This window comes from Streptomyces sp. R302, assembly GCF_012927245.1.
Lineage (GTDB): Bacteria > Actinomycetota > Actinomycetes > Streptomycetales > Streptomycetaceae > Streptomyces.
Genome location: NZ_JABBGE010000006.1, coordinates 440521 through 463204, shown reverse-complemented (window position 1 = coordinate 463204; position 22684 = coordinate 440521). Strand labels below are relative to the sequence as shown.

At 71.7% G+C, this 22684-nt stretch carries 22 protein-coding genes and 1 tRNA gene; 5 read left to right on the top strand and 18 right to left on the bottom strand.

Features of this window, described 5'->3' with window-relative positions:
• Nucleotides 1-477: 477 nt before the first annotated feature.
• The 5 genes from HHL19_RS21210 to HHL19_RS21190 all read right to left on the bottom strand — a co-directional run bounded on the left by HHL19_RS21210 (nucleotide 478) and on the right by HHL19_RS21190 (nucleotide 5737).
• Nucleotides 478-1344: a GNAT family N-acetyltransferase gene (locus HHL19_RS21210; RefSeq protein WP_169091858.1), complete on the bottom strand. Its 867-nt coding sequence runs from the start codon at nucleotides 1342-1344 to the stop codon at nucleotides 478-480.
• 239 nt (nucleotides 1345-1583) lie between these two features.
• Nucleotides 1584-2519: a hypothetical protein gene (locus HHL19_RS21205; RefSeq protein ID WP_169091857.1), complete on the bottom strand. Its 936-nt coding sequence runs from the start codon at nucleotides 2517-2519 to the stop codon at nucleotides 1584-1586.
• On the bottom strand, nucleotides 2516-3568 hold the full coding sequence (locus HHL19_RS21200) for an SPFH domain-containing protein (protein ID WP_169091856.1): 1053 nt from the start codon (nucleotides 3566-3568) through the stop codon (nucleotides 2516-2518). Before HHL19_RS21200 ends, HHL19_RS21205 begins: the two co-directional genes overlap by 4 nt.
• Nucleotides 3569-3692: 124 nt before the next feature.
• Nucleotides 3693-4772 (bottom strand): DMT family transporter, encoded by a 1080-nt coding sequence (locus HHL19_RS21195; protein ID WP_169091855.1) that lies wholly within the window; start codon nucleotides 4770-4772, stop codon nucleotides 3693-3695.
• A complete protein-coding gene (locus HHL19_RS21190) occupies nucleotides 4769-5737 on the bottom strand; it encodes a phosphatase PAP2 family protein (protein WP_169091854.1) in 969 nt (322 codons plus the stop codon). The genes HHL19_RS21195 and HHL19_RS21190 overlap by 4 nt, the downstream gene beginning before the upstream one ends.
• Before the next feature lie 197 nt (nucleotides 5738-5934).
• Here HHL19_RS21190 and HHL19_RS21185 point away from each other — a divergent pair, with 197 nt between their 5' ends.
• Both HHL19_RS21185 and HHL19_RS21180 read left to right on the top strand, forming a co-directional pair.
• Nucleotides 5935-6537 carry a TetR/AcrR family transcriptional regulator gene (locus HHL19_RS21185; RefSeq protein WP_169091853.1) on the top strand — a complete coding sequence of 201 codons (603 nt, stop codon included), beginning with the start codon at nucleotides 5935-5937 and terminating at the stop codon, nucleotides 6535-6537.
• 29 nt (nucleotides 6538-6566) lie between these two features.
• On the top strand, nucleotides 6567-6935 hold the full coding sequence (locus tag HHL19_RS21180) for a DUF488 family protein (RefSeq protein ID WP_169091852.1): 369 nt from the start codon (nucleotides 6567-6569) through the stop codon (nucleotides 6933-6935).
• Nucleotides 6936-7096: 161 nt separating this feature from the next.
• Here the strand turns inward: HHL19_RS21180 and HHL19_RS37510 are convergent, their stop codons facing one another.
• Entirely contained in the window at nucleotides 7097-7603 is a 507-nt protein-coding gene (locus HHL19_RS37510; protein ID WP_169091851.1) for a DUF309 domain-containing protein, read from the bottom strand.
• 106 nt (nucleotides 7604-7709) lie between these two features.
• Between HHL19_RS37510 and HHL19_RS21170 the strand changes: the two genes are divergently transcribed.
• From HHL19_RS21170 to HHL19_RS21160, 3 genes are all read left to right on the top strand, one after another.
• A tRNA-Pro gene (locus HHL19_RS21170) sits at nucleotides 7710-7783 on the top strand.
• Between the two features lie 115 nt (nucleotides 7784-7898).
• A complete protein-coding gene (locus HHL19_RS36840) occupies nucleotides 7899-8684 on the top strand; it encodes a DUF397 domain-containing protein (RefSeq protein ID WP_240981749.1) in 786 nt (261 codons plus the stop codon).
• Nucleotides 8685-8898: 214 nt separating this feature from the next.
• On the top strand, nucleotides 8899-9795 hold the full coding sequence (locus tag HHL19_RS21160) for a helix-turn-helix domain-containing protein (RefSeq protein WP_346768324.1): 897 nt from the start codon (nucleotides 8899-8901) through the stop codon (nucleotides 9793-9795).
• A gap of 244 nt (nucleotides 9796-10039) precedes the next feature.
• On the opposite strand, the gene HHL19_RS21155 is transcribed toward HHL19_RS21160, so the two are convergent.
• The 12 genes from HHL19_RS21155 to HHL19_RS21095 all read right to left on the bottom strand — a co-directional run bounded on the left by HHL19_RS21155 (nucleotide 10040) and on the right by HHL19_RS21095 (nucleotide 22553).
• Nucleotides 10040-10510 (bottom strand): SRPBCC family protein, encoded by a 471-nt coding sequence (locus tag HHL19_RS21155; RefSeq protein WP_169091850.1) that lies wholly within the window; start codon nucleotides 10508-10510, stop codon nucleotides 10040-10042.
• Between the two features lie 46 nt (nucleotides 10511-10556).
• Nucleotides 10557-11963 (bottom strand): MFS transporter, encoded by a 1407-nt coding sequence (locus tag HHL19_RS21150; RefSeq protein WP_346768323.1) that lies wholly within the window; start codon nucleotides 11961-11963, stop codon nucleotides 10557-10559.
• Nucleotides 11964-12088: 125 nt separating this feature from the next.
• The gene (locus HHL19_RS21145; protein ID WP_169091848.1) at nucleotides 12089-12442 is read right to left on the bottom strand and encodes a metalloregulator ArsR/SmtB family transcription factor; all 354 of its coding nucleotides are present in this window, start codon (nucleotides 12440-12442) and stop codon (nucleotides 12089-12091) included.
• Nucleotides 12439-12882, bottom strand: a complete 444-nt coding sequence (locus HHL19_RS21140) for an SRPBCC domain-containing protein (RefSeq protein WP_169091847.1) — start codon at nucleotides 12880-12882, stop codon at nucleotides 12439-12441. Before HHL19_RS21140 ends, HHL19_RS21145 begins: the two co-directional genes overlap by 4 nt.
• A 149-nt stretch (nucleotides 12883-13031) precedes the next feature.
• A complete protein-coding gene (locus HHL19_RS21135) occupies nucleotides 13032-14216 on the bottom strand; it encodes an acyl-CoA dehydrogenase family protein (protein ID WP_169091846.1) in 1185 nt (394 codons plus the stop codon).
• A 53-nt stretch (nucleotides 14217-14269) separates the two neighbouring features.
• Complete coding sequence (locus HHL19_RS21130) at nucleotides 14270-15175, bottom strand: alpha/beta hydrolase (RefSeq protein ID WP_346768322.1); 906 nt, start codon at nucleotides 15173-15175, stop codon at nucleotides 14270-14272.
• 66 nt (nucleotides 15176-15241) lie between these two features.
• The gene (locus HHL19_RS21125) at nucleotides 15242-15988 is read right to left on the bottom strand and encodes an SDR family oxidoreductase (protein ID WP_169091844.1); all 747 of its coding nucleotides are present in this window, start codon (nucleotides 15986-15988) and stop codon (nucleotides 15242-15244) included.
• Complete coding sequence (locus tag HHL19_RS21120; RefSeq protein WP_346768321.1) at nucleotides 15985-17535, bottom strand: AMP-binding protein; 1551 nt, start codon at nucleotides 17533-17535, stop codon at nucleotides 15985-15987. Before HHL19_RS21120 ends, HHL19_RS21125 begins: the two co-directional genes overlap by 4 nt.
• Complete coding sequence (locus HHL19_RS21115; protein ID WP_240981781.1) at nucleotides 17532-19046, bottom strand: p-hydroxycinnamoyl CoA hydratase/lyase; 1515 nt, start codon at nucleotides 19044-19046, stop codon at nucleotides 17532-17534. The genes HHL19_RS21120 and HHL19_RS21115 overlap by 4 nt, the downstream gene beginning before the upstream one ends.
• A gap of 72 nt (nucleotides 19047-19118) precedes the next feature.
• Nucleotides 19119-19814: a maleylpyruvate isomerase family mycothiol-dependent enzyme gene (locus tag HHL19_RS21105; RefSeq protein WP_169091842.1), complete on the bottom strand. Its 696-nt coding sequence runs from the start codon at nucleotides 19812-19814 to the stop codon at nucleotides 19119-19121.
• The gene (locus tag HHL19_RS21100; protein ID WP_169091841.1) at nucleotides 19811-20872 is read right to left on the bottom strand and encodes an NAD-dependent epimerase/dehydratase family protein; all 1062 of its coding nucleotides are present in this window, start codon (nucleotides 20870-20872) and stop codon (nucleotides 19811-19813) included. Before HHL19_RS21100 ends, HHL19_RS21105 begins: the two co-directional genes overlap by 4 nt.
• A 40-nt stretch (nucleotides 20873-20912) precedes the next feature.
• Nucleotides 20913-22553: an MFS transporter gene (locus HHL19_RS21095; RefSeq protein ID WP_169091840.1), complete on the bottom strand. Its 1641-nt coding sequence runs from the start codon at nucleotides 22551-22553 to the stop codon at nucleotides 20913-20915.
• Nucleotides 22554-22684: the final 131 nt, after the last annotated feature.

Below are 22684 nucleotides of genomic sequence, written 5' to 3'. Positions count from 1 at the left end.
CGCCCCGAGCGCCCCCGATGCGCCCCTTCCGCACACGAACTGGCCGAATCCGACCCGCTCGCGGGCACGCGAAGGGGCACGCGGGGGGAGCGTACGCCTTCTGGGGTGGGGGGTCGCAGGCGGGGGTGGGGTGAGGGTCGCGCGCGGCTTGGATGCCGGATGTTGGATGCGGCATCCGGGATATCGGATCCAGTCCGGCCTGGATCGGATCCGACGTCCGGGATATCGGATCCAACCCGGCTTGGATGCCGGCTGTCGGATGTTGGATCCGATATCCGTAGCACTGGATCCAGTCCGGTCCGGAGGTGGGGTGTTGGATCCCATGCGCGTCTTGCCGGATCCGATATCCGCCCGGATACCTGATATCGGATCCGACGTCCGGGATGCTGGATCCGACATCCAGGATGTTAGATCTGATGTCCGAGATGTCGGATCCAGTCCCGGGCTCAGGCGCCGGAGGCCGGATCCAGCGACCGCTCAGCCCAGTTCGAGGGTCGTCACGCCGAAGACCCGCTCCCGGGCGACCGGCCGCACCGGGCCCGTGTACATGCGGGCCGTCTCGAAGGTCGGGACGAGGCCGCGTTCCTCGGCGATGCGGGCCGCGGCCGGATTCGTGTCGGGCATGTCGACGGCGACGGACCGTGCCCCGAAGTCCCGGGCGGCCTCGGCGAGGGCGTCGAGGAGGGCCGCCGCGTCCGCGGGGCCGTCCGCGAACAGCGGCCCCACACGGGCCTCGTCCTGGCAGGGGCGGACGACGCCGTAGCCGGTGACCCGCCCGTCGACGACCCGTGCGAGGGCGCGGTGTCCCGGGGTCGTCAGCCAGGCGGAGAGGAACCGGGGGCGTTCGGCGTGGTGGCAGGTGGAGTCGTACGCGGCGAGGAGTGCGGGGTCGATGCGTTCGGCCGGTACCACCCCGGTCGGCGGGCGTTCCGGGGGCGGGACTTCTCCGACGTATCGGGCGGTGCGGTAGGCGGTGACGAAGCCGGAGCGCCGGTAGTTGTCCTGCTGCGCCGGAACCCCGTCGAGCCCGACCGCCCGCCCGTCCGCGTGGGCCAGGCCCGCCCGCCAGGTGGCGATCCCGAGGCCACGGCCGCGCAGTTCGGGGCGGACGAGGTAGAAGCCGAGGAAGGCGTACGCCTCCCCGTAGGTGACCACGGAGACGGCGGAGACCGGCTCCCCGTCGAGCCGTCCCAGGAAGAAGCCGGCCGGATCCTGCGCGAAGAAGGCGTCGGCGTCCGACCGTCCGGGGTTCCAGCCCTCCTCCGCGGCCCAGGACCGCACGAGCTCCCACTCGGCGCGGGTGGCGGGGCCGACGCTGACGGCACCGGGGGAGGGAGAGGTCATGGCCGGCCTTCCGGGGAGGGGGCGGTGTGCGGGCGGGCTTCCGCGCGGCGACCTCGGCGAGCACCGCCGCCGTCACCCGGACACCCGGACCCCCGGACACCCAGGAATGCGGACACCCGGCACCCGGACACTCGGACACACGCCCAGGGGCACGTCACCGCGCCCCAAATCGGTCAAAGCGCCTCACCCTAGCGCTCCCTGGAGGGCGCCCGGTGTGCCGCCGATCGTTTCCGGCCGGGTCAGCCCACCAGGCGGAGACGGGTGTCGGCGACGGTGAGCCGGACGGTCTGGCCCCAGGTCAGGTCGAGCGAGTCGGACTCGACGCCATCGCCGAAGGCGACCAGGCGGTCGGACTCGACGGTGAGCCGCAGCCCCTGACCGGGGCCGATGAGCCCCTCGACCCGGCTCGTCCCGGTCGTCGGCGAGGGCCACGCCTCGCGCACGAACCAGGCGAGGCGCGGTTCGGCCGGCCCGGGCAGGGCGAGGCCGCTGGATCGCTGCTGCCAGAGCGAGCGGAGCCAGCCGGTGGCGCCGGTGCCGGTACCGGCGAGCACCCCGGAGGACGCCTGGGGTTCGGGCTCGGCGCCGCCTTCCCCGCCGTCCGTGTCGCCGCCCTCCCCACCGCCCACCGGGGCGTCCAGGGTGTAACGGGCGGTCTGGTGGCCCGGCGGGCCCACGTAGATCTCGTTGAGGGCGAGGAGTCGCTGCCCGTCGTCGGTGGCCGCCGCGACCATCGTCAGCTCGTCGGCGGCGACCCCGGGCCCGGCCGCGTACGGCAGCAGCCGGCGGGCGTCGTCCGGCCGGTGCCGGACGAGGACGCCGGCGTTGCGTCCCGGGTCCGCGTCGATGCCGACGACGGGCTGCCCGGCGAGGTACTTGGCGGTGTTGGCGACGAGCCCGTCCTGGCCGACGACCACGACCACGTCCTCCGGCCCGAACAGGAACCTGTCCAGATCCGCGCGTTCGACCCGGGTCTGCCGCCAGGTCAGCGGTACGGCGCCGACGACGGCCGCGAGGGCCCGCCGCGTCCGCTCGTGCCGTTCGCGGACCTCGTCGGCGGAGCGTCCGCGCGCGGCGAGGAAGAACGCGGCCTGCCCGTGCGTCCCGTGCCGGGCGAGCAGCTCCTCGTACTCCGTCCTGCGGTGCACGAGGACCGCCCGGGGCGCGAGGCTCACGCGCCCGCCCCGCCGCCGTGCCCGCTGCGGCCACTGTTGCCGCCGTTGCCGCCGTTGCCGCCGCCGAGCTTCGCGAGGAGGCCGGTGAGGACGTCGGGGGAGAGGGTGAGGTGCTCGATCCGGGGCAGCTGTTCGGCGGCCCGGGTGAGCGCCAGGGCGTGGAGGACGGCCGGGTCGGCGGCGGCGTGCGCCTGGAGCCAGGCCGTCTGCGCGGCGGCCCGCGCCTCGCCGACCTCGCGCGCCGCCTCCGCCTCGGCCCGGGCGAGCCGCACCTTCCGTACGGCCTCGGCCTCGGCGCGTACCGCGTCGGCGGCGGCGGACTCCTCGGCCTCGCGCCGGGCGTTGGTGCCGCGCTGCTCGACGAGCCGCTCCTCCTGGCGGGCCAGCTCGATCTTGCTGGCGAGCTCGTTCTCGGCGATGGTCCGCTCGCGCTCGACCGCGACGGCGCGGCGCTCGTACGTGGCCCGGTCGGCCTCCTGCTGGATCTGTTCGCGCGCGGGGGTGCGCAGGGCGCGCTCGACCTCGGGCTCGGGCCGGAGCGCGACGACGCGGACGGCGACCACCTCGATGCCGGTGGCGGGCAGCCGGGGCTCGGCGGCGAGCCCGTCCGTGATCCGCTCCCGCACCGCCGCCACGCCGTCCACGAGCGCCTGGGCGAGCGTGGTGCGCGCGAGCACGTCGAGGGCGTGCTGCTGGGCGGTCTCGGTCAGCAGGGTCGCGATCTGCTCCAGCGGGGTGCCGCGCCAGACGCCGGTGTCGGGGTCGATGGAGAAGTCGAGCCGGGCGGCGGCGGTCGCCGGGTCCCCGATCCGGTACGTGACGGTGGACTGCACGCTCACGTCCTGGAAGTCCGCGGTCCTGGCGTGGAACGCCATCGCGAGCTCCCGGTCGTCCACCGGCACTTCGGAGAGCGCCGCGCTCAGCGGCCGGAACCAGAAGCTGAGCCCGGCCCCGTCGTGCGCGAGCCTGCCGCCCCGCTGGTGCCGGATGTGCGCGGTGGGCGCGGAGCGGAGATGGCGCCAGCCGGCCCGCCGGGTGATGTCGGCCATGAGAGAACCCCCCTTTTCGTCGCCATGACGATAGGCCGGGGGAAAGCTTGTCGTCAAGGTGACATTAAGGGGGTTTCGGCAGGCGGATCGGCAGGCGGGCCGGTGGGCGGATCGGCGGGCGGGGTCAGCGGGCGGGCTCCGCCTCCGGTACGGGGGTGAGCGTGCCGCCCAGCGCGCCGGCGAGGCCCGTCGGGGCGACCGGCTCCGGCGCGATCTCGCCGGGGCCCGGCACGGTGACGGCCGAGCCCTCGGGCACCTGCCCCGCCGGCGCCTGCGCCGGCAGGGGTGCGGGCCCGGGCGCGACCTCCGGCGTCGGCGTCGGCGCGCCCGTCGTGAGCAGGACCACGCCCCGGGCCGCGACCAGCGCGCCCGCCGCGGCGACCAGCCAGCCCCAGGCGCCCGCGCGGAAGGTCTCGCCGAGCAGCGCCACGCCGAGGACGGCCGCGGCGGCCGGGTTGGAGAGGTTCACGACCGCGAGCGGCGCGGCCAGGCCGCCCCGGTAGGCGGTCTGGGAGAGGAGCAGGCCGCCCATGGCGAAGGCGGAGATCAGCAGGGCGAGCGTGGCGGTCTGCCACCAGGCCGGAGTGCCGCCGGGGAGGCCGAGGGTCAGGGCCGCCGTGAGGGTCTGGGTGAGGGCCGACGCCACGCCCGACGCGACGCCGGAGGCCGTGGCGTGGCCGAGCCCGCCGGCGCGTACCCCGCCCCGCCCCGCGCCGCCCGCCGCGCGCCCGGCGTGCCGACCGCCCGCGAGCACCGCGATCAGCAGGGCCGTCGCCGCGGCGACCACCAGGGACTCCCGCAGGCTCAGCGCCTCGCCGGGCGCGGCCGGACCGGTCACCGCGACGAGACCGACGAGGCCCGCCAGGGTCCACAGCGCGCCCCGCCACTCGGTGCGGGTCACCCGTCGCCGTGCGGTGTACGCGCCCAGGGGCAGCGCCGCCACGAGCGTCAGCGCGCCGAGCGGCTGCACCAGCGTCAGCGGCCCGTAGTGGAGGGCGGCGACGTGGGCGAGGGCGCCCGCCGCGTTCAGGCCGACGGCCCACCACCACTGGCCGCGCGCGAGCAGCGCCCGCAGCGCCCCGCGCCCCGAGGGGGTGGAGGGAGCGGCGGCGAGCCGGGCCTGGGCGACGGCGGCGAGCGCGTACCCGGCGGCGGAGACGAGCGAGAGGAGCACCGCGAGGACGGTGCCCGCGACGCCGTTCATCGCCGAGCCCCGGCGGGTACGGCCCCGGTCTCGGCCCCGGCTCCAGCCGGGGTCCCGGCCGGGGTCTCAGCCCCAGCCGCAGCCTCCGATTCAGCCCCAGCCCCGGTCGTCCCGGCGGCGGACTCCCGCCGGCCCCGGGAGAGTGCCGGGGCGGAGGGCGTCGCGGTCGGCATCGAGGTAGGCGTCGAGGTCGGCATGGCGTTCGGCATCGCGTTCGGCGTCCCGGTGTTCCGCCCGGGTGACGGCACGACGAGCAGCGCGAAGCCGAGCAGGGCGGCCGCGGCGACCGCGTCCAGCCAGTAGTGGTTGGCCGTGCCGACGATCACGAGCAGCGTGATCGCCGGGTGGAGCAGCCACCACCAGCGCAGCGGCGAGCGGGTCGCGGCGATCAGGCCGATCGCCACCATCAGCGCCCAGCCGAAGTGCAGCGACGGCATCGCGGCGAACTGGTTCGCCATCGAGTCCGTCTCGGGGACCGCGCCGTACACGGACGGGCCGTAGATCCGCGCGGTGTCCACCAGGCCGCTCGCGGAGAGCAGCCGGGGCGGCGCGAGCGGGATCAGGATGTGCAGCGCGAGCGCCGCACCGGTGACCAGGGCCAGGACGCGCCGGGACCACACGTAGTGCGCGGGGCGGCGCCAGTAGAGCCAGCCGAGGAAGGCGATCGTGGCCGGGAAGTGCACGGCCGCGTAGTAGGCGTTCGCCGCCCGGATCAGCGGCTCGCCGTGCAGCAGCAGCTGCTGGACGGCGCCTTCGCCGGGGAAGTGGAGGGCGCGCTCGGCGTCCCACACGAGGTCGGCGTTGCGGAAGGCGCGGAGCTCGTGGCCGTTGGCGAGCAGTCGGCCGAACTTGTAGACGAGGAAGAGCCCGGTGACGAGCAGCAGCTCGCGCAGGAGCGGTGGCCGCCCGCCCTCCGCCGGGGAAGCGGGGCGGAGCCCGAGTGCCCCGCGTATCCGGGTAGCCATGGCGCGGCACTTCCCATCCGTTAATCGGTCAATCGGTCAAATGTGAAACAAACGGAGGAACTCTAGATCCGATTTCATCGAGACGCAAGCGTCTCGATACGTTTGCGTCTCGATTGCGCACCCCCTACTCTCGTATGTGCAGAGAAAGGGAGCTCGCGCCCCGCGCGCAGAGCCCCGGAGGTATCCGGGAGGGACCGATGTCCACACAGGCCGCCACCGCCGCCGCCCGCCGCAGCAAGATCACGCCGGAGCGCGAGGCGGAGCTGTACGAGGCCGTGCTCCGCCTCCTGCGCGAAGGCGGCTACGACGCGGTGACCATGGAGGGCGTCGCGGCCCGCACCAAGTGCGGCAAGGCCACCCTCTACCGGCAGTGGGGCACCAAGCCGCGGCTCGTCACCGCCGCCCTCGCCGCCCGCCGCTGCGGGGTCTTCACCGGCATCGACACCGGCAGCCTCGCCGGCGACCTCCACGAGGCCGCCCGCGTCGCCTCCGCCCGCCACGAGCACGACACCGAACTCATGGAGGCCGTCGCCCAGGCGTACCTCCGCCACCCCGACCTGCGCGGCTGCATCCGCGACACCGTCCTCGCCCCCGAGGTCGCGGCCATCGACGCCGTCGTCCAGCGCGCCGTCGACCGGGGCGAGGTCGCCCCCGACAACCCGGCCATCGCCTTCGTCGCCCCCAGCCTCATGGGCCTGCTCCGCATCGAGCGGCTCCTGGAGGACCGCTTCCCCGACGCCTCCGCCGCCCGCGCGTTCGTCGACGCCGTCCTGCTGCCCGTCCTGCGCGTCGACGGGTGACCCGCGCCGGGGTCGCGCACCCTGGAACCATGCCCGCCACCACGCCCGACGTCCGCGTCCGCCGCGTCTACGACGCCCCGTCCCCCGACGACGGGGTCCGCGTCCTCGTCGACCGCCTCTGGCCGCGCGGCCTCGCCAAGGCCGACGCCCACATCGACGAATGGCCGAAGGCCCTCACCCCGTCCACCGAACTCCGCCGCTGGTACCACGGCCCCGGCGAAGGCGACTACGAGGAGTTCCGCCGCCGCTACGAGGCCGAACTCGCCGCCCCCGAGGCAGCCGCCTCCCTCGACCGCCTCCGCACCCGCGCCGCGACCGAGACGATCACCCTCCTCACCGCCACCAAACACCCCGAGACCAGCCACACCACGGTCCTGCGGGAGGAACTGACGCCCTAGGGCCTGTCCGGCGGACCACGGTCGGGGCCGCGACGCCTGGCACGGCACCTCGCCGCGTTGCCGAAACGCCCCAATAGCTCCGCTATCGAGGCGCTCCGGCGCCTTGCGATGCACCGCACCAGACGCCGCGGCCTACCCGACCCTGATCCGCCGGACAGGCCCTAGCTGCCCGTGAGCCGGGGTGCCTCCGTGCCCGCGTCCACCGGCGCGCCCCGCTCCACCCGGGCGGCCAGCTCGCCGGCCCAGTGCAGCAGCCCGGCGACGTCCACCCCGTACGTCTCGCCGCCCCCGTCCGCGTACGCCCCGACCCGCCCCGCGCCCCGCCGCAGCAGCCGCGCCCCGCCCGTCGCGTTGCCCCGGGCGGCGTGCGTCAGCCCCACGGCCAGCTGCGCGAGCCACTGCCACAGCTCCCGCTCGCCGCCGGGCCCCGACTTCCAGGCGTCCTCGAACACCTCGTGCGCGTGGAACGGCATTCCGGCGTCCAGCAGCCGCTGCGCCTCCCGCACGGTCTCCCCGGGCGCCCGCACCACCCCCTCGGGCTGCCGCGCCACCCCCGCCGCCCCGTACGGCAACGGCCGCCCCAGCCCGTCCCGGGGCCGGGCACTGCGCGCCCGCCCCTCCGCGTCACGGTCCCGGCCGCGCGCCGGCCCTCCGGATTCCTCGTTCACCCGGCCATTCTCCGCCCCCGCCGACCGGAGTGTGATCGCCACCCGTGGAGTGAGGTAATGTTCTCCTGCACGCCGACGCGGGAGACACCCCGCCGCCGACGCGCACCGGGACGTGGCGCAGCTTGGTAGCGCACTTGACTGGGGGTCAAGGGGTCGCAGGTTCAAATCCTGTCGTCCCGACTCGAAAGAGTCGCAGGTCAGGGGCCGTTTTGGAGTAATCCGAAACGGCCCCTTGATCGTTTTTGGGGACCAGTTGGGGACCAATTCGCCTTGACCGCCTCAGCGGGCGACCACGATGGGGCTCGGCAGGGACCGGGGCGCCTTCTGCTGGCCCCTGGAGGACGAGGCGCCCCACATCCGTCAGCTCGCCGGCGGAGTGATACCGGGTCTGCTGCAGATGATGGACTACGCCAAGAGCATCAAGCCAACCCCAGGCTGGACCCCGCCAGAGGCCGACCTGGGGGATCGTCTGGGCCTCCGGATGCGGCGGCAGAAGATTCCCGATCGCGAGGTGCCGCCCCGGTACGACGTGTTTCTCGACGAGGCGGTGCTACGGCGCGCCGTCGGCGGACCCGAGGTGATGGCGGCCCAGATGTCGCAGCTCCTACAGCGCGGCAGCCAGGATGCCATCACGATCCAGGTACTCCCCTTTGCGGGGGGTGCCTACAGCGTGGGGCTCGGCGCCTACGTGATCTACGGCGGATTCGGTGGGCCAGACCCGGCCCTCGACGTCGTCTTTCTGGAGCACCAGACCGGCGGCGTCTTCCTGGAGAACGCAGAGGCCGTTGAGGAATACGCCCGGTGGCCACGCCTACCTGCGCCGGCAGGCGCTGGACCCGTCCGCTTCGGCGGCCCTCATCGCCGATGCGCGTGGTCGATTCCTGCAAGCTCGCAAGTAGGTAGAGGACCAGTGGAAGACCAGCTCGCGTACTTCACCAGCTCGTACAGCGGCTCCCCCAACAACGAGTGTGTGGCGTGCGCGTTCGCGCCGGAGGGCCTCCGCGTACGTGACTCCAAGCGGCCCGACGACGGCACGATCAGCGTGGGCCCCGAGGCGTGGCAGCCTTTACTGGCGCGGTGAACCAAGGCGCGATCTGAGCGCTGCCCACCTGTGTCGGCCCGGCGCCTTCTTGGGAGGAGCCGGGCTTCGTCGTGTCCGTACCCACGATCACCCGTGCTCCGGCGGGTGAAGTCTGGCGGTTTGGCCCAACTTGGAGCGCGGAGCGGGGTATTCAAAAGAATCTGCCCATGCGGACAAGTCCCTTGTCCGCATGGGGAATCCGAAAGGAGGAGCTGTGGCGCAGAAGCCAGTGCCGTTGGACGAGAACCACTCGGTGCGTGCCTGGTGGGGCAAGGAACTTCGGAACTGGCGCCGGGCGCGACGGCTCTCCTCCAGGGCCCTCGGCGAGTTGGTACAGCTCAGCGGCACGCTGATCGAGCGGATCGAGAAGAACCAGCGAAGGTGCACGGCGCAGCTGGCGGCCAAGTTCGACGTCGCGCTCGACGCCGGCGGGGCGTTAACGCGACTGTGGCGATACGTGGAACGCGAGGAGCAGCAAAGCGACTCTCATGCGGACAACGACGCGGACCTTCCCGCCGAAGGCGGCATGGACGACTCGCACTCGGGCAAGGTGGGGGAGATCCCGGTCTCCTATCTGAAGAGGATGTCTGCAGTGGAGCGCCGGAAGCTGATGCTCTTGCTTGGAGGACTCGGCGCTGCAGCCACGGCCGTGACCTCTGGACCGGCCCGCCCGAGGGCGGTACGCGCGGAAGACGTCCAACAGGTCCGAGCCGCCTCCATCGCCCTGTCGCAATGGGACGCTCGGTTCGGCGGGGATGGGCTCGTGCAGGGCGCCGCCGAGGGGGAGTTGGCCAGGGCTCGAGCCCTCCTGCGGCTGGACTGCCCCATCTCGCTCAGCAGGAACCGGCGTCCCGATCAGGGCGAACTCGGCGCCGGGCCACTGGCAAGTGCAGGTGCCCTCGCTTCGACGAGTGCGCGTCCGGGCCAGCTCCTGCGTCTTCTCGGTGCGCGGTATGCCGGGACACTTGACCTCGATCCAGGTACCGAGCTCGGGGAGCCAGAAGTCTGGGATGTACAGGGAGGGACTGCGGCTGCGCGAAGCCCACCCGCCGACCTGACCGTACTCGATCCGCTTCCGGGGCGCGCTGGGCCGGCAGCGCCGCCGACCTGAGGCACTCTCTGCCGTGCCAGGGTGAGGGATGCCCGCTGCGCCTGTGGTTGTACTGGTGCAGGAGACACCCAGCGCAACGCGTACCGTTCTTACCTTCTACGTCTTGCGGCGACTACTGGAATCTGCCCAAGGGGAGCAAGCGGCACGGTGGCGTCCGGATCGGGGTGAACAGGCTCGCCCGCTCTCCTGGGCGGGCGAGCCTCGCTCCCCTCTCAGGGGCGTCGTAGTCGCTTCATCGGCCCGCTCAGGCCCGGGAGGTGTCCTTGAGGGCCGCGAGCATCTCCCACGGCTTCTGCGGGAGGACCTCCCCGGTCTCCAGCAGGGACTTGAGGTTGGACAGTACGGCCGGCCAGCCGGCGGCCACGGCGTCGCGGTCGCCCGGTCCAGCGAGATCCTCGTGGGTGACGGTGAGCTGGGCGATCTCGCGGTACTCCTCGATCCCGAACGTGACCTTGGAAGGGCCGGCGGTGGGGAAGGTCATCACCAGCCGCTTGGACGGCGAGGCCTCCAGGACCGTCCCGCCACCGTCGACGGTCCCCGAGCCGTCGGCGCGTACGTGCTCCCAACTGGAGCCAACCTGCCAGTCGGAGACGTTGCTGTGTCCCCAGTACCGGCCGGTGAGGTCGGCGTCGGTCAGTGCGTGCCAGATCGTGTCCGGGGTGCTCCGGATGTACGTCACGTAGGTGAAGGTCAGCTTCTCGGTGGTGTCGCTCATGTCGTGCTCCTCGTGCGTCGTTTCTTCGGAGTGTGTCCGTGGCTTGTCAGGGGGTCGCGGGAGGTGAGAGGGGCTGGGCCGGCGCGGCGGCCGCGGCGTGGTCGCCGCGGGGACGCAGACCTACCCAGATGAGGAGGGCGCTGGCGAGCGTCACGATCACGTTCACGGTCAGCGCGAGGTGGATGCCGGCCAGTTCCCCGCTCTGTGTCGCGGCGACCGCGCTCAGGATCGGGATGCCGATGGTGATGGCCACCTGCTGAGTCATCGACGTCAGGCCGGTGGCCAGGCCCTGCTCTTCGTTCGGCAGGCCCGAGGTTCCGGTCACCGTGTACGCCACGATGGCCGTCACGTGTCCGAAGAACCCGATGAACAGCGCGGGGACGAGGATGACGAGCACGATCCGATTCGCGCCGAGGAAGATCAGCGGAAGGGTCGCCAGCCCCTGGACCAGCATGCCGGCGACCAGCACCTGCCGGGTGCCGAAGCGTCCGAGGAGGCGCCCGGCGATCGGTCCGGCGGCCACGGCCGCCAGGCCGGGTACGCCGAAGACGAGCCCGGTGGCCAGCGGCGACAGATCGAGGGTCTGCTGCATGTAGAGCGTCATCAGGAAGATCATGGCGGTCTCCATGGTGAAGATCACGAGACCGGCGTAGTTGCCCCATTTCACGGTGGGGCGCTTGAGGATGCGGACCGGGGCGAGCGGTGCGGGCGCGCGCAGCTCGATCATCCAGAAGGCGGCGAGCAGCAGGAGGCCGACGACGGCGACCGGCAGGTTCTTCTCGATGATCGCGTAGATCGAGGCCAGCAGGCCGCCGGTCACGGTCACCGCGCCGGCCAGGTCCAGCTTCACCCGGTCGGGCACCTTGCTCTCGCCGATGAGGGAAGGCGTGACGAGCAGGATGACGAGGGCGACCGGCACGTTGATGAGGAACGCGGCCCGCCAGCTCAGCAGGCTGACGAGGGTGCCACCGACGAGGGCGCCGACGGTGAAGCCGCCGGAGAGCAGGGCGCCGTTGAGACCGAGGACGCGATCGCGCATCGCGCCCTCCTCGAAGGTGCTGGTGAGCAGCGACAGGGAGGCGGGGATCGAGATCGCCGTGGCGACACCCTGTAGCACGCGTGCGGTCAGGAGCGTCTCGGGGGCGGACGCGAATCCGCCGATCAGCGATGCCGCGGTCAGCAGGACCATGCCGGAGAGGAACAGTCGGCGTCGGCCGTAGAGATCCGCCATCCGACCGAACACCAGGGCGAATCCGGCCGCGGGCAGTGCGTACGCGGACGTGATCCAGGGCAGCTCGGTCACACCGAGACCGACGCCGGTGCCCACCTGGGGGAGTGCGACGTTGAGGATCGAGAAGTCGACGGACAGCATGAATCCCGCGCCGAGCAGAACGAGAAGGACCTTCCGCTGTCTTCCGGTGATGCGAGGCGGCGCGTTGGTTTCGGTGGTCACGAGACGATTCCCCTCTCGGGTGGCCGGAAGACCGGCATCTGTCAGGAGCATGTCAGAACCGTGAATCCTCCGGCCGAGGGTGCTCTGCCGTCCCGGCCGGGTGGAATGCGGGGTGTGCGACGGGGCTACTGTGAGTCCCCTTCCGCCGACTCGGCGATGAGCTTGATGTACGCCAGGCGCCGGTCCCAGTCGGCGGCCAGTGCGGCCATCCACCGCGCCGTCGTGTTCAGGGCGGCCGGCCGGACGGCGTACCGCACCTCACGGCCGACCCGTCGGCTGGTGACCAGGCCGGCGGCGTCGAGGACGGTCAGGTGTTTGACCACGGCCTGGCGTGAGACGGGGAGCCGCTCGGCGAGCGTCGTCGCGGTGACTTCGCCCCGTTCGGCGAGGATGTCGAGCAGCTGCCGTCGAGTGGGTTCGGCGAGCGCGGCGAGGACGCTGTCGACCGCGTCGGCGCCCTCGCCGCCCCCCGTTGTCACCCGGACTGCTCGACGCGCCCCTTGAAGGCGTCGAGCACCTGCGGCCAGCCGCCGGCGTTGTCCTGCATCGCCTTGCGTCGCAGGTCCTCGGAGGCGGACAGGGTCGCGAATCCGCTCTCGACGACGCGTAGACGCGTCTTGTCGCCCTCCGCCGTCAGGATGAACTCCACCAGGGTGCTGTTGTCCTCGGTGAGTTCCTCTCCCGGGAAGGCGCTGGCCCAGCGGTATGCCACGTACGTCGGCGGATCGACCTTCTCGACGCGGACCGGGAAGTCGCCGTACTCGGGGTTCCTCGCCACCATCGACCCGCCGGGCGTCGCCTTGGTGCCGGCCACGGCCGCCGGGTCGGACACCCAGAAGCCCGGCTCGGCCACCAGGGGCCACACGCGCTCCACGGGGGCGGCGATCAGCGTCTCGCGTTCGATCAGGTCCTCGCTCATGAGGGACTCCTCGGTCGATGCCATGTGTGCAACTCCAGGGTTGCACGAGGGCGAGGTGATGCGCAACCGCAGGGTTGCACCAATGGCGGCGGCTCCGGGGGGATGGAGCCCCGGAGCCGCCACTGCGCAGGTCAGGAGGGTGCGGTCGGTCAGATGTAGTAGGTGTGGGGCTCCAGGCCGCACAGCACCCGGCCGTAGATCTCGGCGTTGACGTCGGGGGTCATCATCGCGTGCAGGCTGAAGGTGTGGAGGTCGTTGACGATGCGCCCGATCGGGACCTTGGTGTACGCCGAGGAGCCCCCGCTGGAAGCGGCGAGGATGTCCGCAGCCTCCCGGCACAGCCGCACGGCCGCACCTTCGTCGGCGCGGCAGCGCGCACGCTCTGTCATGTCCCACGCCTCCCCGGAGGCGCACTTGGCGTCCACCAGGTCGGCCAGCCGGCGCGCGTGGAACTCCGCCTCGTCGATCTTCATCATGGCCTCGGCGATCCGCAGGTGGGTCACCGGCGCCTCGCTCTGGCTCGGGTACTCGACGTAGGTGACCTTGCGGCCGGGAAGCCGCTCGAAGAACTCGTCACGGATCGCCTTGACCATGCCGAGGCAGACACCGACGGTGGACGCCGCTCCCACGGAGATGAACGGCGCCCGGTACATCGGCGTGTCGGCGTTCCGCTTCGAGACGGACTGGCTGCTGAGCACCGCCGGCGCGGGGAGGAGCCGTTCCTGGGGGATGAACACGTCCTTCGCGGTCGTGGCGACGCTTCCGGTGGCCCGCAGGCCGGTGGTGTGCCAGTCGTCCGACACCTCCAGCTCCGACAGGCGCACCGGACCCATCACGGGGTACGGCTCCCCCTCGGGGTCGAGGAAGATCGCCGCGACCTGCTGCCACCCGCTGGTGAGGGCGCCGCTGATACACGGCCAGGAGCCGTTGACGACGACGCCGCCGGGTGCCGGGACGGCCGTCGCGGTGCCGGGGCCGATGGTGGTGCACACCTGGCCGTCGGGGTCGGCGAAGACCTCGTCCTGGACCTCGTCCGGGAAGAGCCCGAGACCCCAGGAGGCTATCCAGGAGCAGGTGACGACCCATGCGGCTGATCCGTCGGCGTGGGCGATCGCCTCGGCCACCTCGACCATGGTCCGGGCGTCGCTCTCGAAGCCGCCGTGACTCCGCGGGATCCTCATCCGGAACATTCCCGCGTCGGTGAGCGCCTTGACCGTCTCCTCGTGCAGCCGGCGGTGCTCCGACGACCAGGCCGCGTTGGCGCGCAGCACGGGCGTGATCTCGGTGACGCGGCGCAGAAGCTCTTCCCGGGTCGGGACGGTGCTGGTGGACATCTCTACTCCCTGCTCGAATTCTGACGGACGGGTCGGACGGGTCGGGCGGGTGATCAGTCGAAGAACCTGTTGAACTCGTCGATGACGGCCTGCGGCGCTTCCTCGACGAAGTAGTGGCCGGCGTCCGGCACCACCACGACGCGCACGTCGGTTCCCTGGCCCGGCAGCGTGGCCTTCATCTGCTCGGCGAAGAGGCCGTCGCCGAGGTTGGAGACCATCCCGAGCATCGGTGCGGTCACCTTGCCGTAGGTGCCGAGGTCGACGATGTCCTGGCCGAACGTGCGGTACCAGCCGCTGCCGCCGCTGATGGCCCCCGGCCTGTCATAGGCGTGGGCGTAGACGGCCCGGTCCGACGGCGTCACGGCGGTCCGGTCCAGGAGGAAGTTGTCGAAGATCCAGTCGACGAGGATCCGGGTACGGCCGGCCAGCAGCTGTTCGGGCAGGCCGGGGACCTGGTGGAAGGCGAACCACCACGGGAAGAAGGGCGCGTCCGGCGGCGGGAGCATCGGGATCCCGTACATGGACGGGTCCGGGTGGACCACGTCGAGCAGTGCGACCTTGCGGGTGGCCGACGGATGGTTGACCGCGAAGCTGAACGCCACCTGGGCGCCGATGTCATGACCCGCGATGTCCACCTCGTCGTGGCCGAGCGCGCGGACGAAGCCGTGCACGACCCGGGCCATGGTCTTCTTGTCGTAGCCGGTGGCCGGCTTGTCGGAGCCGCCCATGCCGGGCAGGTCCAGGGCGATGACGTGCCGTCCGGCCGCCGCGAGCGCGGGCATCACCTTGTGGTACTCCCACCAGGTCTGCGGCCAGCCGGGCAGCAGGATCAGCGGCCTTCCCTCGCCGCCTGCGACGTAGTGGAGGCGGACGCCGTCCACGGTGACGTACTCGCTGCGGAAGTCTCCGGTCAGCGAGCCCGCGAGTTCGGCGTCGGACGGGACGGGACTCGTACTCACTCTTCTCACTCCTCTTCCGGTGGGGCGGGGCGGTTGCCTCGAAGGGTTCTCTCCACGGCCCGGCGGTCAGGGCAGCCTGTGCGTCCCGGCGCCGTCGAGCAGATAGGCGGGGGCGACCGCGGTGGCGTCGGTGCGCACCAGTTCCACCAGCGCGGCGCCCGCGATCTCGGGGGTGAGCAGCGGACCCGCCTTCCGGAGGAAGTCCTCCACGGACACCCCGGCGCGGGCGGCGTACGCACGGACCGCCGGCCTGCCGACCCCGGTCAGCGGGGCGAACTTCGGCAGCACCGTGGTGAAGGTGAGGTCCAGTCCGGCCCGGTCCGCCTCGCCCTGCGCGTAGCCGGTGATGAAACGCTGGGTGGCCTTCGCGCCCGCGTATCCGCCGCTCAGGGGCGAGCCGCCCAGGACGGCACCGCTGCTGATGACGACGACCCGGCCGCCCGGCCGCAGCGGTGTGAGCAGCGCCTCGCGCAGCCAGTGGAAGGTGACGCGGACGTCCGTCTCCCAGCCGGCCGAGAACGTCTCCCACGTCTGCTCCTGCAGTGGCCGCATGTGCGGTACGGCTCCGGCCACCAGGACGACGGTGTCGGGTTCGAAGCGGTCGATGAGCTCGGCCGCCACCCTCGGGTCGCCGGCGTCGGCGTGCTCCGGCCGGACGGAGCCGGAACCGTTCGTCGGCGGGGGGAACGTCGCCGGGGTGCGGGACACGGCGACGACGGGGGCGCCGGCCTCGGCGAAGGCGGAGGCGATGCCGTGGCCCAGGCCGCGGCTCGCGCCGACGACGATCGTCGTCCTGCCGGACAGGTCGCTCATGAATTCTCCTTCAGGGCACGGCGCTCGATCTTGCCGACCGGCGTGCGGGGTATCCGGTCGACGAACTCGACGCGCCGGATCTTCTTGTACGGCGCGACGCGCGCGGCGACGAAGGCCGTGATCTCCTTGGGCGGGGTGGGTTCCGTCACGACGACGAAGGCCTTGGGAATCTCGCTGGCCTCGTCGTCCGGAACCCCGATCACCGCCGCGTCCACGACCTTCGGGTGGGTCATCAGCACCGCTTCGAGCTCGACCGGGGACACCTGCTGGCCCTTGTACTTGATGAGCTCCTTGATTCGGTCGACGACGAACAGCTCACCGTTCTCGTCCATGTAGCCGAGGTCGCCGGTACGCAGGAAGCCGTCCGGTTCGAGCACCTGGCCCGTGGCCTCCGGGGCACGGAGGTACCCCTTCATCACGTGCGGGCCGCGGACGAGGACCTCGCCGCGCCGGCCGGGCCCGAGCTCCTCACCCGTGACGGCATCGACGACCTTGCACTCCACATTGGGGGAGTTGTGGCCCACGGAACCGGCTGAGACACCGCCGTCGTGCTGCATGAACGACACCAGGGCCTCGGTCAGGCCGTACCCCTGGCCGATGGCACAGCCGAGCCGCTCCCGGCACACGCGGGCGATCTCGGGGTCGAGTGCCGCCCCGCCGGAGACGATCGAGCGCAGCGACGACAGGTCGTACCGGTCCACGAGGGGGCTTCGTGCGAGGAGGACCGCGATGGTCGGTACGACGTAGAGGCGTGTGATGCGGTGGTCCTGGATCGCCTTCAGATACGCCTCGGGCTCGAAGCGCTCCATGGTCACCAGCGTCGCCCCTTGGAGGAGGGTGGCGTTCATCACCATGATCAGACCGAACGCGTGGTGGAAGGGAGGGACCGCCAGCACCTTCTCGCCCCGCTCCAGGGGGGCGACCTCGCTGGTCTGCAGCACGTTGGCGATCATGTTCCGGTGTGTCAGCATCACTCCCTTGGGATGGCCGGTGGTCCCGCTGGAGTGGAGGAGTGCCACGACGTCCGCCGCCGGCTCGATGTCCGGCCCGGCGTCCGGGGCGAGAGGCGGCGCGTGGCCGACCAGCGCGGAGAACGGCGTGGCTCCGTCCGCCTCCCCGAGCACGACGATCTCCGTGACCTTCGTCCGTGCCATCAGGGTGTGGGCCTTGGCCACGGCGGAGGGCGAGGTCACCAGCAGCCGGGCACCGGCCTCGTCGAGGAGCGTCGTCAACTCGTCGACCGTGTCGAGGGGGTTGAGGACGACCACGGTTCCGCCGACCGCGGCGACCGCGTGGAAGACGATCGGGTACTCGGGCACGTTGGGAGCGAGGATCGCCACCACGTCGCCCTTCCCGAGGTCTCGCGCACGCAGCGCGGCCGCCATGCCGCGGACCGCCGAGATCATCTGCCCGTAGGTGTAGGAACGGGCCCCCGAGTGGTCGACGGCCGCCGGCAGCTCGGCGTACCGCTCCGCCTGCCGGAACACGTACGAGGTGAACGGGGTGTCGGGGACGGGGAGCCGTGGGCGGGGGCCGGTGAAGATCACGACTCCACTTCCGCCCGGCTGTACGTGCTGCGGCCCGGCTGGTAGGCACGCTTCTCGAACTGCTTCAGCGCCACGTTGATCCATTCGTTGCCGCTGAGCCGCGAGAGCTCCCACAGCTTCGCCTGGTCGTAGTCGATCGCGGTCGGCAGATCCATGGTGGTGGTCCGCTCGTACACCTGCTTCGCCAGTTCCAGGGTGACGGGGTTCTTGTTGATGATCTTGCGGACGACGCGGTCGGTCTCCGAGTCGAGCCGGTCCGCCGGCACCGCCCGGTTCACGAGGCCGTACTCCGCCGCCTGCTTTCCGGTGAGGGTGTCCCCGGTGAGGATGTAGTAGAGCGCCTGCTTCCGGGGCAGATTGTGAGTCGCCGCCCATGTCGCCCCGCCGGCCGGAAAGATGCCGAAATTGATTTCCGAGAGTCCGAAGAGCGCGGTCTCCGACGTGATCGCCAGATCGCAGAGGCCGGCCACCAGGAATCCGCCGCCGAAGGCGAAGCCGTTCACCTTGGCGATCGTCACGGCGGGAAAGGCCTTCAGCCGCTTGAACCAGTTGAGCGCCACCAGGTTGGTGCGGTAGAACCGCTGCGGCTCGTCGAACGGCTCCAGGAAGCACTCCTCCAGGTCCATTCCGGAGCTGAAGCTGTCGCCGTTGCCGGTGATGACGACGGCCTTGACCTGGCCGTCCGCCTCGATGGCGTCCAGAGCCGCATTCATGTCGCGGTGCATCTGGGGGTTCATCGCGTTCTTCTTGTCCGGCCGATTCAGATAGATGGTGGCCGTCGGACCGTCGATGTCGAGCTTTACCGTTTCCAGCGTGATCACGTGGTGCCCTTCCTTTTCCCTGGGAAAGATCGACCTGTGGACATGAGCATCACATGATCCGGATACGGTGGACTTCTCGCATCTTGCTTTGTCGGCAGTGCGGCGGGGAGTCGTCAGTTTCCGTATCGGAGAGATGATTCGGATTTCCTGGGCGAGTCGTCCGAAGGCGGGCAGCATCGGTTCGAGCAGCAGGGTCAGGAGAATCACGCGCTCGGACGCTCCGCCGGGATCCGTTTCCGTGCTGGCCCGCCGCAGATCCAGGGCGGCGGTCTGCTCGGCGAGGCGGGCGTAGGGGACGAGCGAGGACCAGTCGCAGTCCAGTCCGAGCGAGTGCAGCGTGTGCAGGCACTCGCCTATGCCCCGTCTCGCCGGATGCTCCTCCGAGACCTCCCAGCCCGGTTCCGCCATCAACGCGCTCACCCCCGCGCCGTCCTCCTGGTGGTCACCGTGCTCGGCCGGGCCCGACCTCGCGCTGGCGGCCGGCCGCAGGCCGCACATCAGGGAGTTCCGACTGTCCCCGCCGGCCCCGGAGGCGGACAGGACGGCGATTACGTGCCTGGCGTCGCCGACCGACAGCCCCCGGACCCCGATCAGGGCGCGGATCAGGCGCGGCCGGTGCAGGTGCGACTCGTCGTACCGGGCCTGGTTCGCCGGGACCCGGCGGCCCGGCGGCAGCATCCCTTCGCGCAGGTAGTACGTGATCGACGCGTGGGAGACCCCACTGCGGCGGCTCAGTTCGGACAGGCGTACGGTCGCTCTCCCTCAGACCCGTGCCACGAACTCGGTCGGATGCTCCGGTGGGACGAAGGGACCCCAGGCGAACGCCGGCCACCAGGTCTCCGGAGGCGCGCTCCAGGACAGCTCACTGACCTGTGCGAACGTCCGCCTGCCCGTGAGCGAGCGGAACACGTCCAGGCTCCCGCCGCGGACGGTGGCCGCCGCCTCGCCGGTGCCGACCGACCATGTGCCGCCGGGCGTCGCGATGCGCAGCGCCGGCAGCTTGTGCTCCGCCACCGACAGGCCGAATCCCATGGCCACCAGTTCCAGGGAGTCGGGGAGGCCGGGTTGGTCGCCGGTCGCCGGCACCCCCAGCGCACGGCGGATGTCGCAGTGATGGGAGACGATGTCCATGAGCGCGATGCGCGGCCGCAGGCCAGGGGCGCGCGCCAGGGTTTCCGTCATCGCCTCGTCCATGTCCGTCCAGCGGGCCAGGAGTTCGTCGATCGGTACGGCCTTCGGCGGCGGAGGAACATCGGGCAGGTCGCGGGGGTCCTCGGCGACGACCCGTCGGCAGACCTGGAGGAGGTGGCCGACGAGGTCGCGCACGGTCCAGTCCGGACACGCGGGCACGGGCAGTCCGGCGGCTTCCGGACGATCCCGCAGCAGGCGGACGATGTCATCGCGGACGCCCCCGTACGCATGCCCGTACGAGAGGTCGGGTCGCTGGGATTCGGTCATGGGCCTCTGTCCTCGTGGTCGCGGTGACGGGAATCATGGGGATCGGCCGCCGTTCCCGCCTGGCGCCGGGAAACGTGTCCCGCCTCGTGCAGCCAACGGATCGTGTCGCGGATCGTCTCGGCGACGGGCCGGGCGGCGACGTCCCCGGTCGGTGCGCTCGGGTCGACCGGCACCGCGTACGCGCAGGTGTACACGGCGCCGTACTCCGCGGGGATGCGCCAGGGCCACACCCGCTGCGCGAGGCTCGCGAGCATGCCGAACGGCAGCATGGCGCGGGCCGGCAGGAAGGCGGCGGGAAGCCGACGGCCCGTCCCCGTACGCACCGCCCGGACGTAGTCCCGGGTCGTCAGGTAGCGGTTCGGGCCGAAGAACCGGTTTCCCGTGCCCGCCTCCTTCATGACGAGGCGGGCATGGAGCTCGGCGGTGTCGCGGACATCGCCGATCGGGAAGCCGCCGAGCGGCCAGAGGGGCATCATGCCTCGCAGTTCCCCGCGGAGCCGGGCGTTCTGGTCGCCGAGATGTGGGTCGTGCGGGCCCAGCAGGGCCGGCGGGTAGGTGATCACCACGGGTGAGCCCGCGGCCTGATGGCGCCGGGCGACGACCTCTGCGGCGGCTTTGCTCCCCAGGTACGTCTCGCGAGGGCTGCCGACGGGGGAGCCTTCGGCGATCGTGGGCCCGGCGGCGGGGAACATCGACCCCACGGTGGAGATGTGGACGATCGGATCCGCTCCGGAACGCACCGCGGCACCGAGGACCAGTTCGGTGCCGCGGACGTTGGTGCGCCGGGTCTCGGCGTGCCGTCTGCTGTCGAACGAGTACACCGAAGCCGCGTGCAGCACCGCGTCGGTTCCGTCGACGAACCTGGTCACGTCACCTGCGTCGGTGACATCACCCGGCATCACCTCCACGGCGTCCGTCGCTACGCCCAGGGGGGCCAACGCGGCTTCCACCCTGGCCGGATCGCGGACGAGCAGGCGCACACGAGCGCCTCGTCGCGCGATGGCAGCCACCGAATGGGCGCCGACGAAACCGGTCCCGCCCGTCACGGCCACCAGCATGTGAGTTCCTCCTGTCTGCCGGGCACCACTGAGCCGGCCTTCACGACCGGGACGCCATCAGCTCCTGGCTGATGTCCTCCAGGCCCCGGCTCTTCGTCTCCGGCCCGACGCGCAGGAAGAGGAGCGCCGCCAGAAGCAGCGGCACCGCGCCGATGACGGCGGTCAGACCGATGGAGGGAACGGCCGCGGCCGCCACGGTGAGGGAGAGGATCAGGACGCCGCCCACCTTGGTCATGCCCGCCGCGAGTCCCGTGCCGTGCGAGCGGACCAGTGTCGGGTAGACCTCGGCGGCATAACCGGCGACCACGGCGACGACCGTGCTGGCCCCGGTCAACGGCACCACGAGGAGCAGCGAGAGCAGGAGACGGTCCTCCGCGAGGGAGTCGCCCGCCACGAGGAACCCGAGGAGCGCGAGCCCCGTCACCGCGCACACGGTGACCAGCGTCCTCCGGCTTCCCCAGACCCCGTACATCCATGCGGCGACGACGGTGAGCGGAAGGCCGAGGACGGCGGCGTTGCGCACGACGTAGTCCGAGTTGACCTCCGAGTAGCCGAGGTGCTGGAGGTTCGTGGGTACCCACATCTGGAAGCCGAAGGTCATCAGGCCGACGCCGATGCCGAGGATCCCGATCGCGAGGGTGGGGCCGAGAAGCGGGCCGCGGAGCAGCGTCCGATAACTGCCGCGTCCGGCCTCGGTGCGGACGGTCTGCTCCGGGGCGTCGTCCGTCTCCGCGACCGCGCCGTACTTCGCCATCACTTGCTCGGCTTCCCGGCGACGGCCGGAAGCGAGGAGGAAACGCGGGGACTCCGGGATCCACCTGTTCAGGGCGATGAAGAGCAGGCCGGTGGGGAGACCGATCAGCCAGAGGATCCGCCAGCTGTACGTCGGGGTGAGCTCCGCCGCGAGCCAGCTCGTGATGACGTAGGCGCCCGCGATGTCGCCGCCGATGAGGACCATGAGCCAGCCGCGGTGCCGGGCCGGGATGGTCTCGGCGAGCAGGGTGAAGGTGATGGGCAGCATGCCGCCGGCCCCGATGCCCATGAGACCGCACATCACCAGGTTCCAGGTGAACCCGGGCATCGCGCCGCAGATGGAGGTGGTGACGAAGAGCATGCCGGCGAAGAGCAGGGAGGAACGCCGTCCGATGCGGTCGCCCAGCCACCCCCAGATGAGGGATCCGATCACCGTTCCGGTGATGCCGGCCAGCGGCAGCCAGGAGACGGGGATGTCTCCACCGGGGTTCATAGGTGATTTCAGGCCGTACTCGTGGGCGACTCCGGGCGCGACGAAAGCGAGTGCCGTCGGCTTCATGACATCGATGGTCACGGCGATCGCCATCACGATCAGCAGCGCGATGTGCGGGCCGCGGAGTGGTGCGTCGTCGAGCGCGCGGATGCGAATCCGTGCGGATTCGCGCTGGATCTCCTTGCCCCGGCGGGGCACCAGGCCGTACAGGACGGCGAGCAGCCCGAGGACGATCAGTACCATTCCGGCGATCATCGAGGCGTCCGCTTCCATTCCCCGCATGTGATAGCCCATGTGACGGGCGCTCACGTACATGGGCAGGTGCAGCAGCACTCCGAGGGTGCAGGCGAGCGCACCGGCCCAGAAGGCGAACGGATGCTCGAAGCCGTGGTGGGTGGTGTCGCTCGAACGGGTTCTGTCTCCAGCGCTGGGCATGGGCGTCCTTCAGTCGCGTGAGGATGGCTGTCGCCGCTGAGCTCCGACGGCGCTGCCATCCTGGGGCCCCGTGCACGGCCGTGACTTCTCGCATGTTGCTGCCGTGCGATTCCTTCGGACCCGAACTCCGG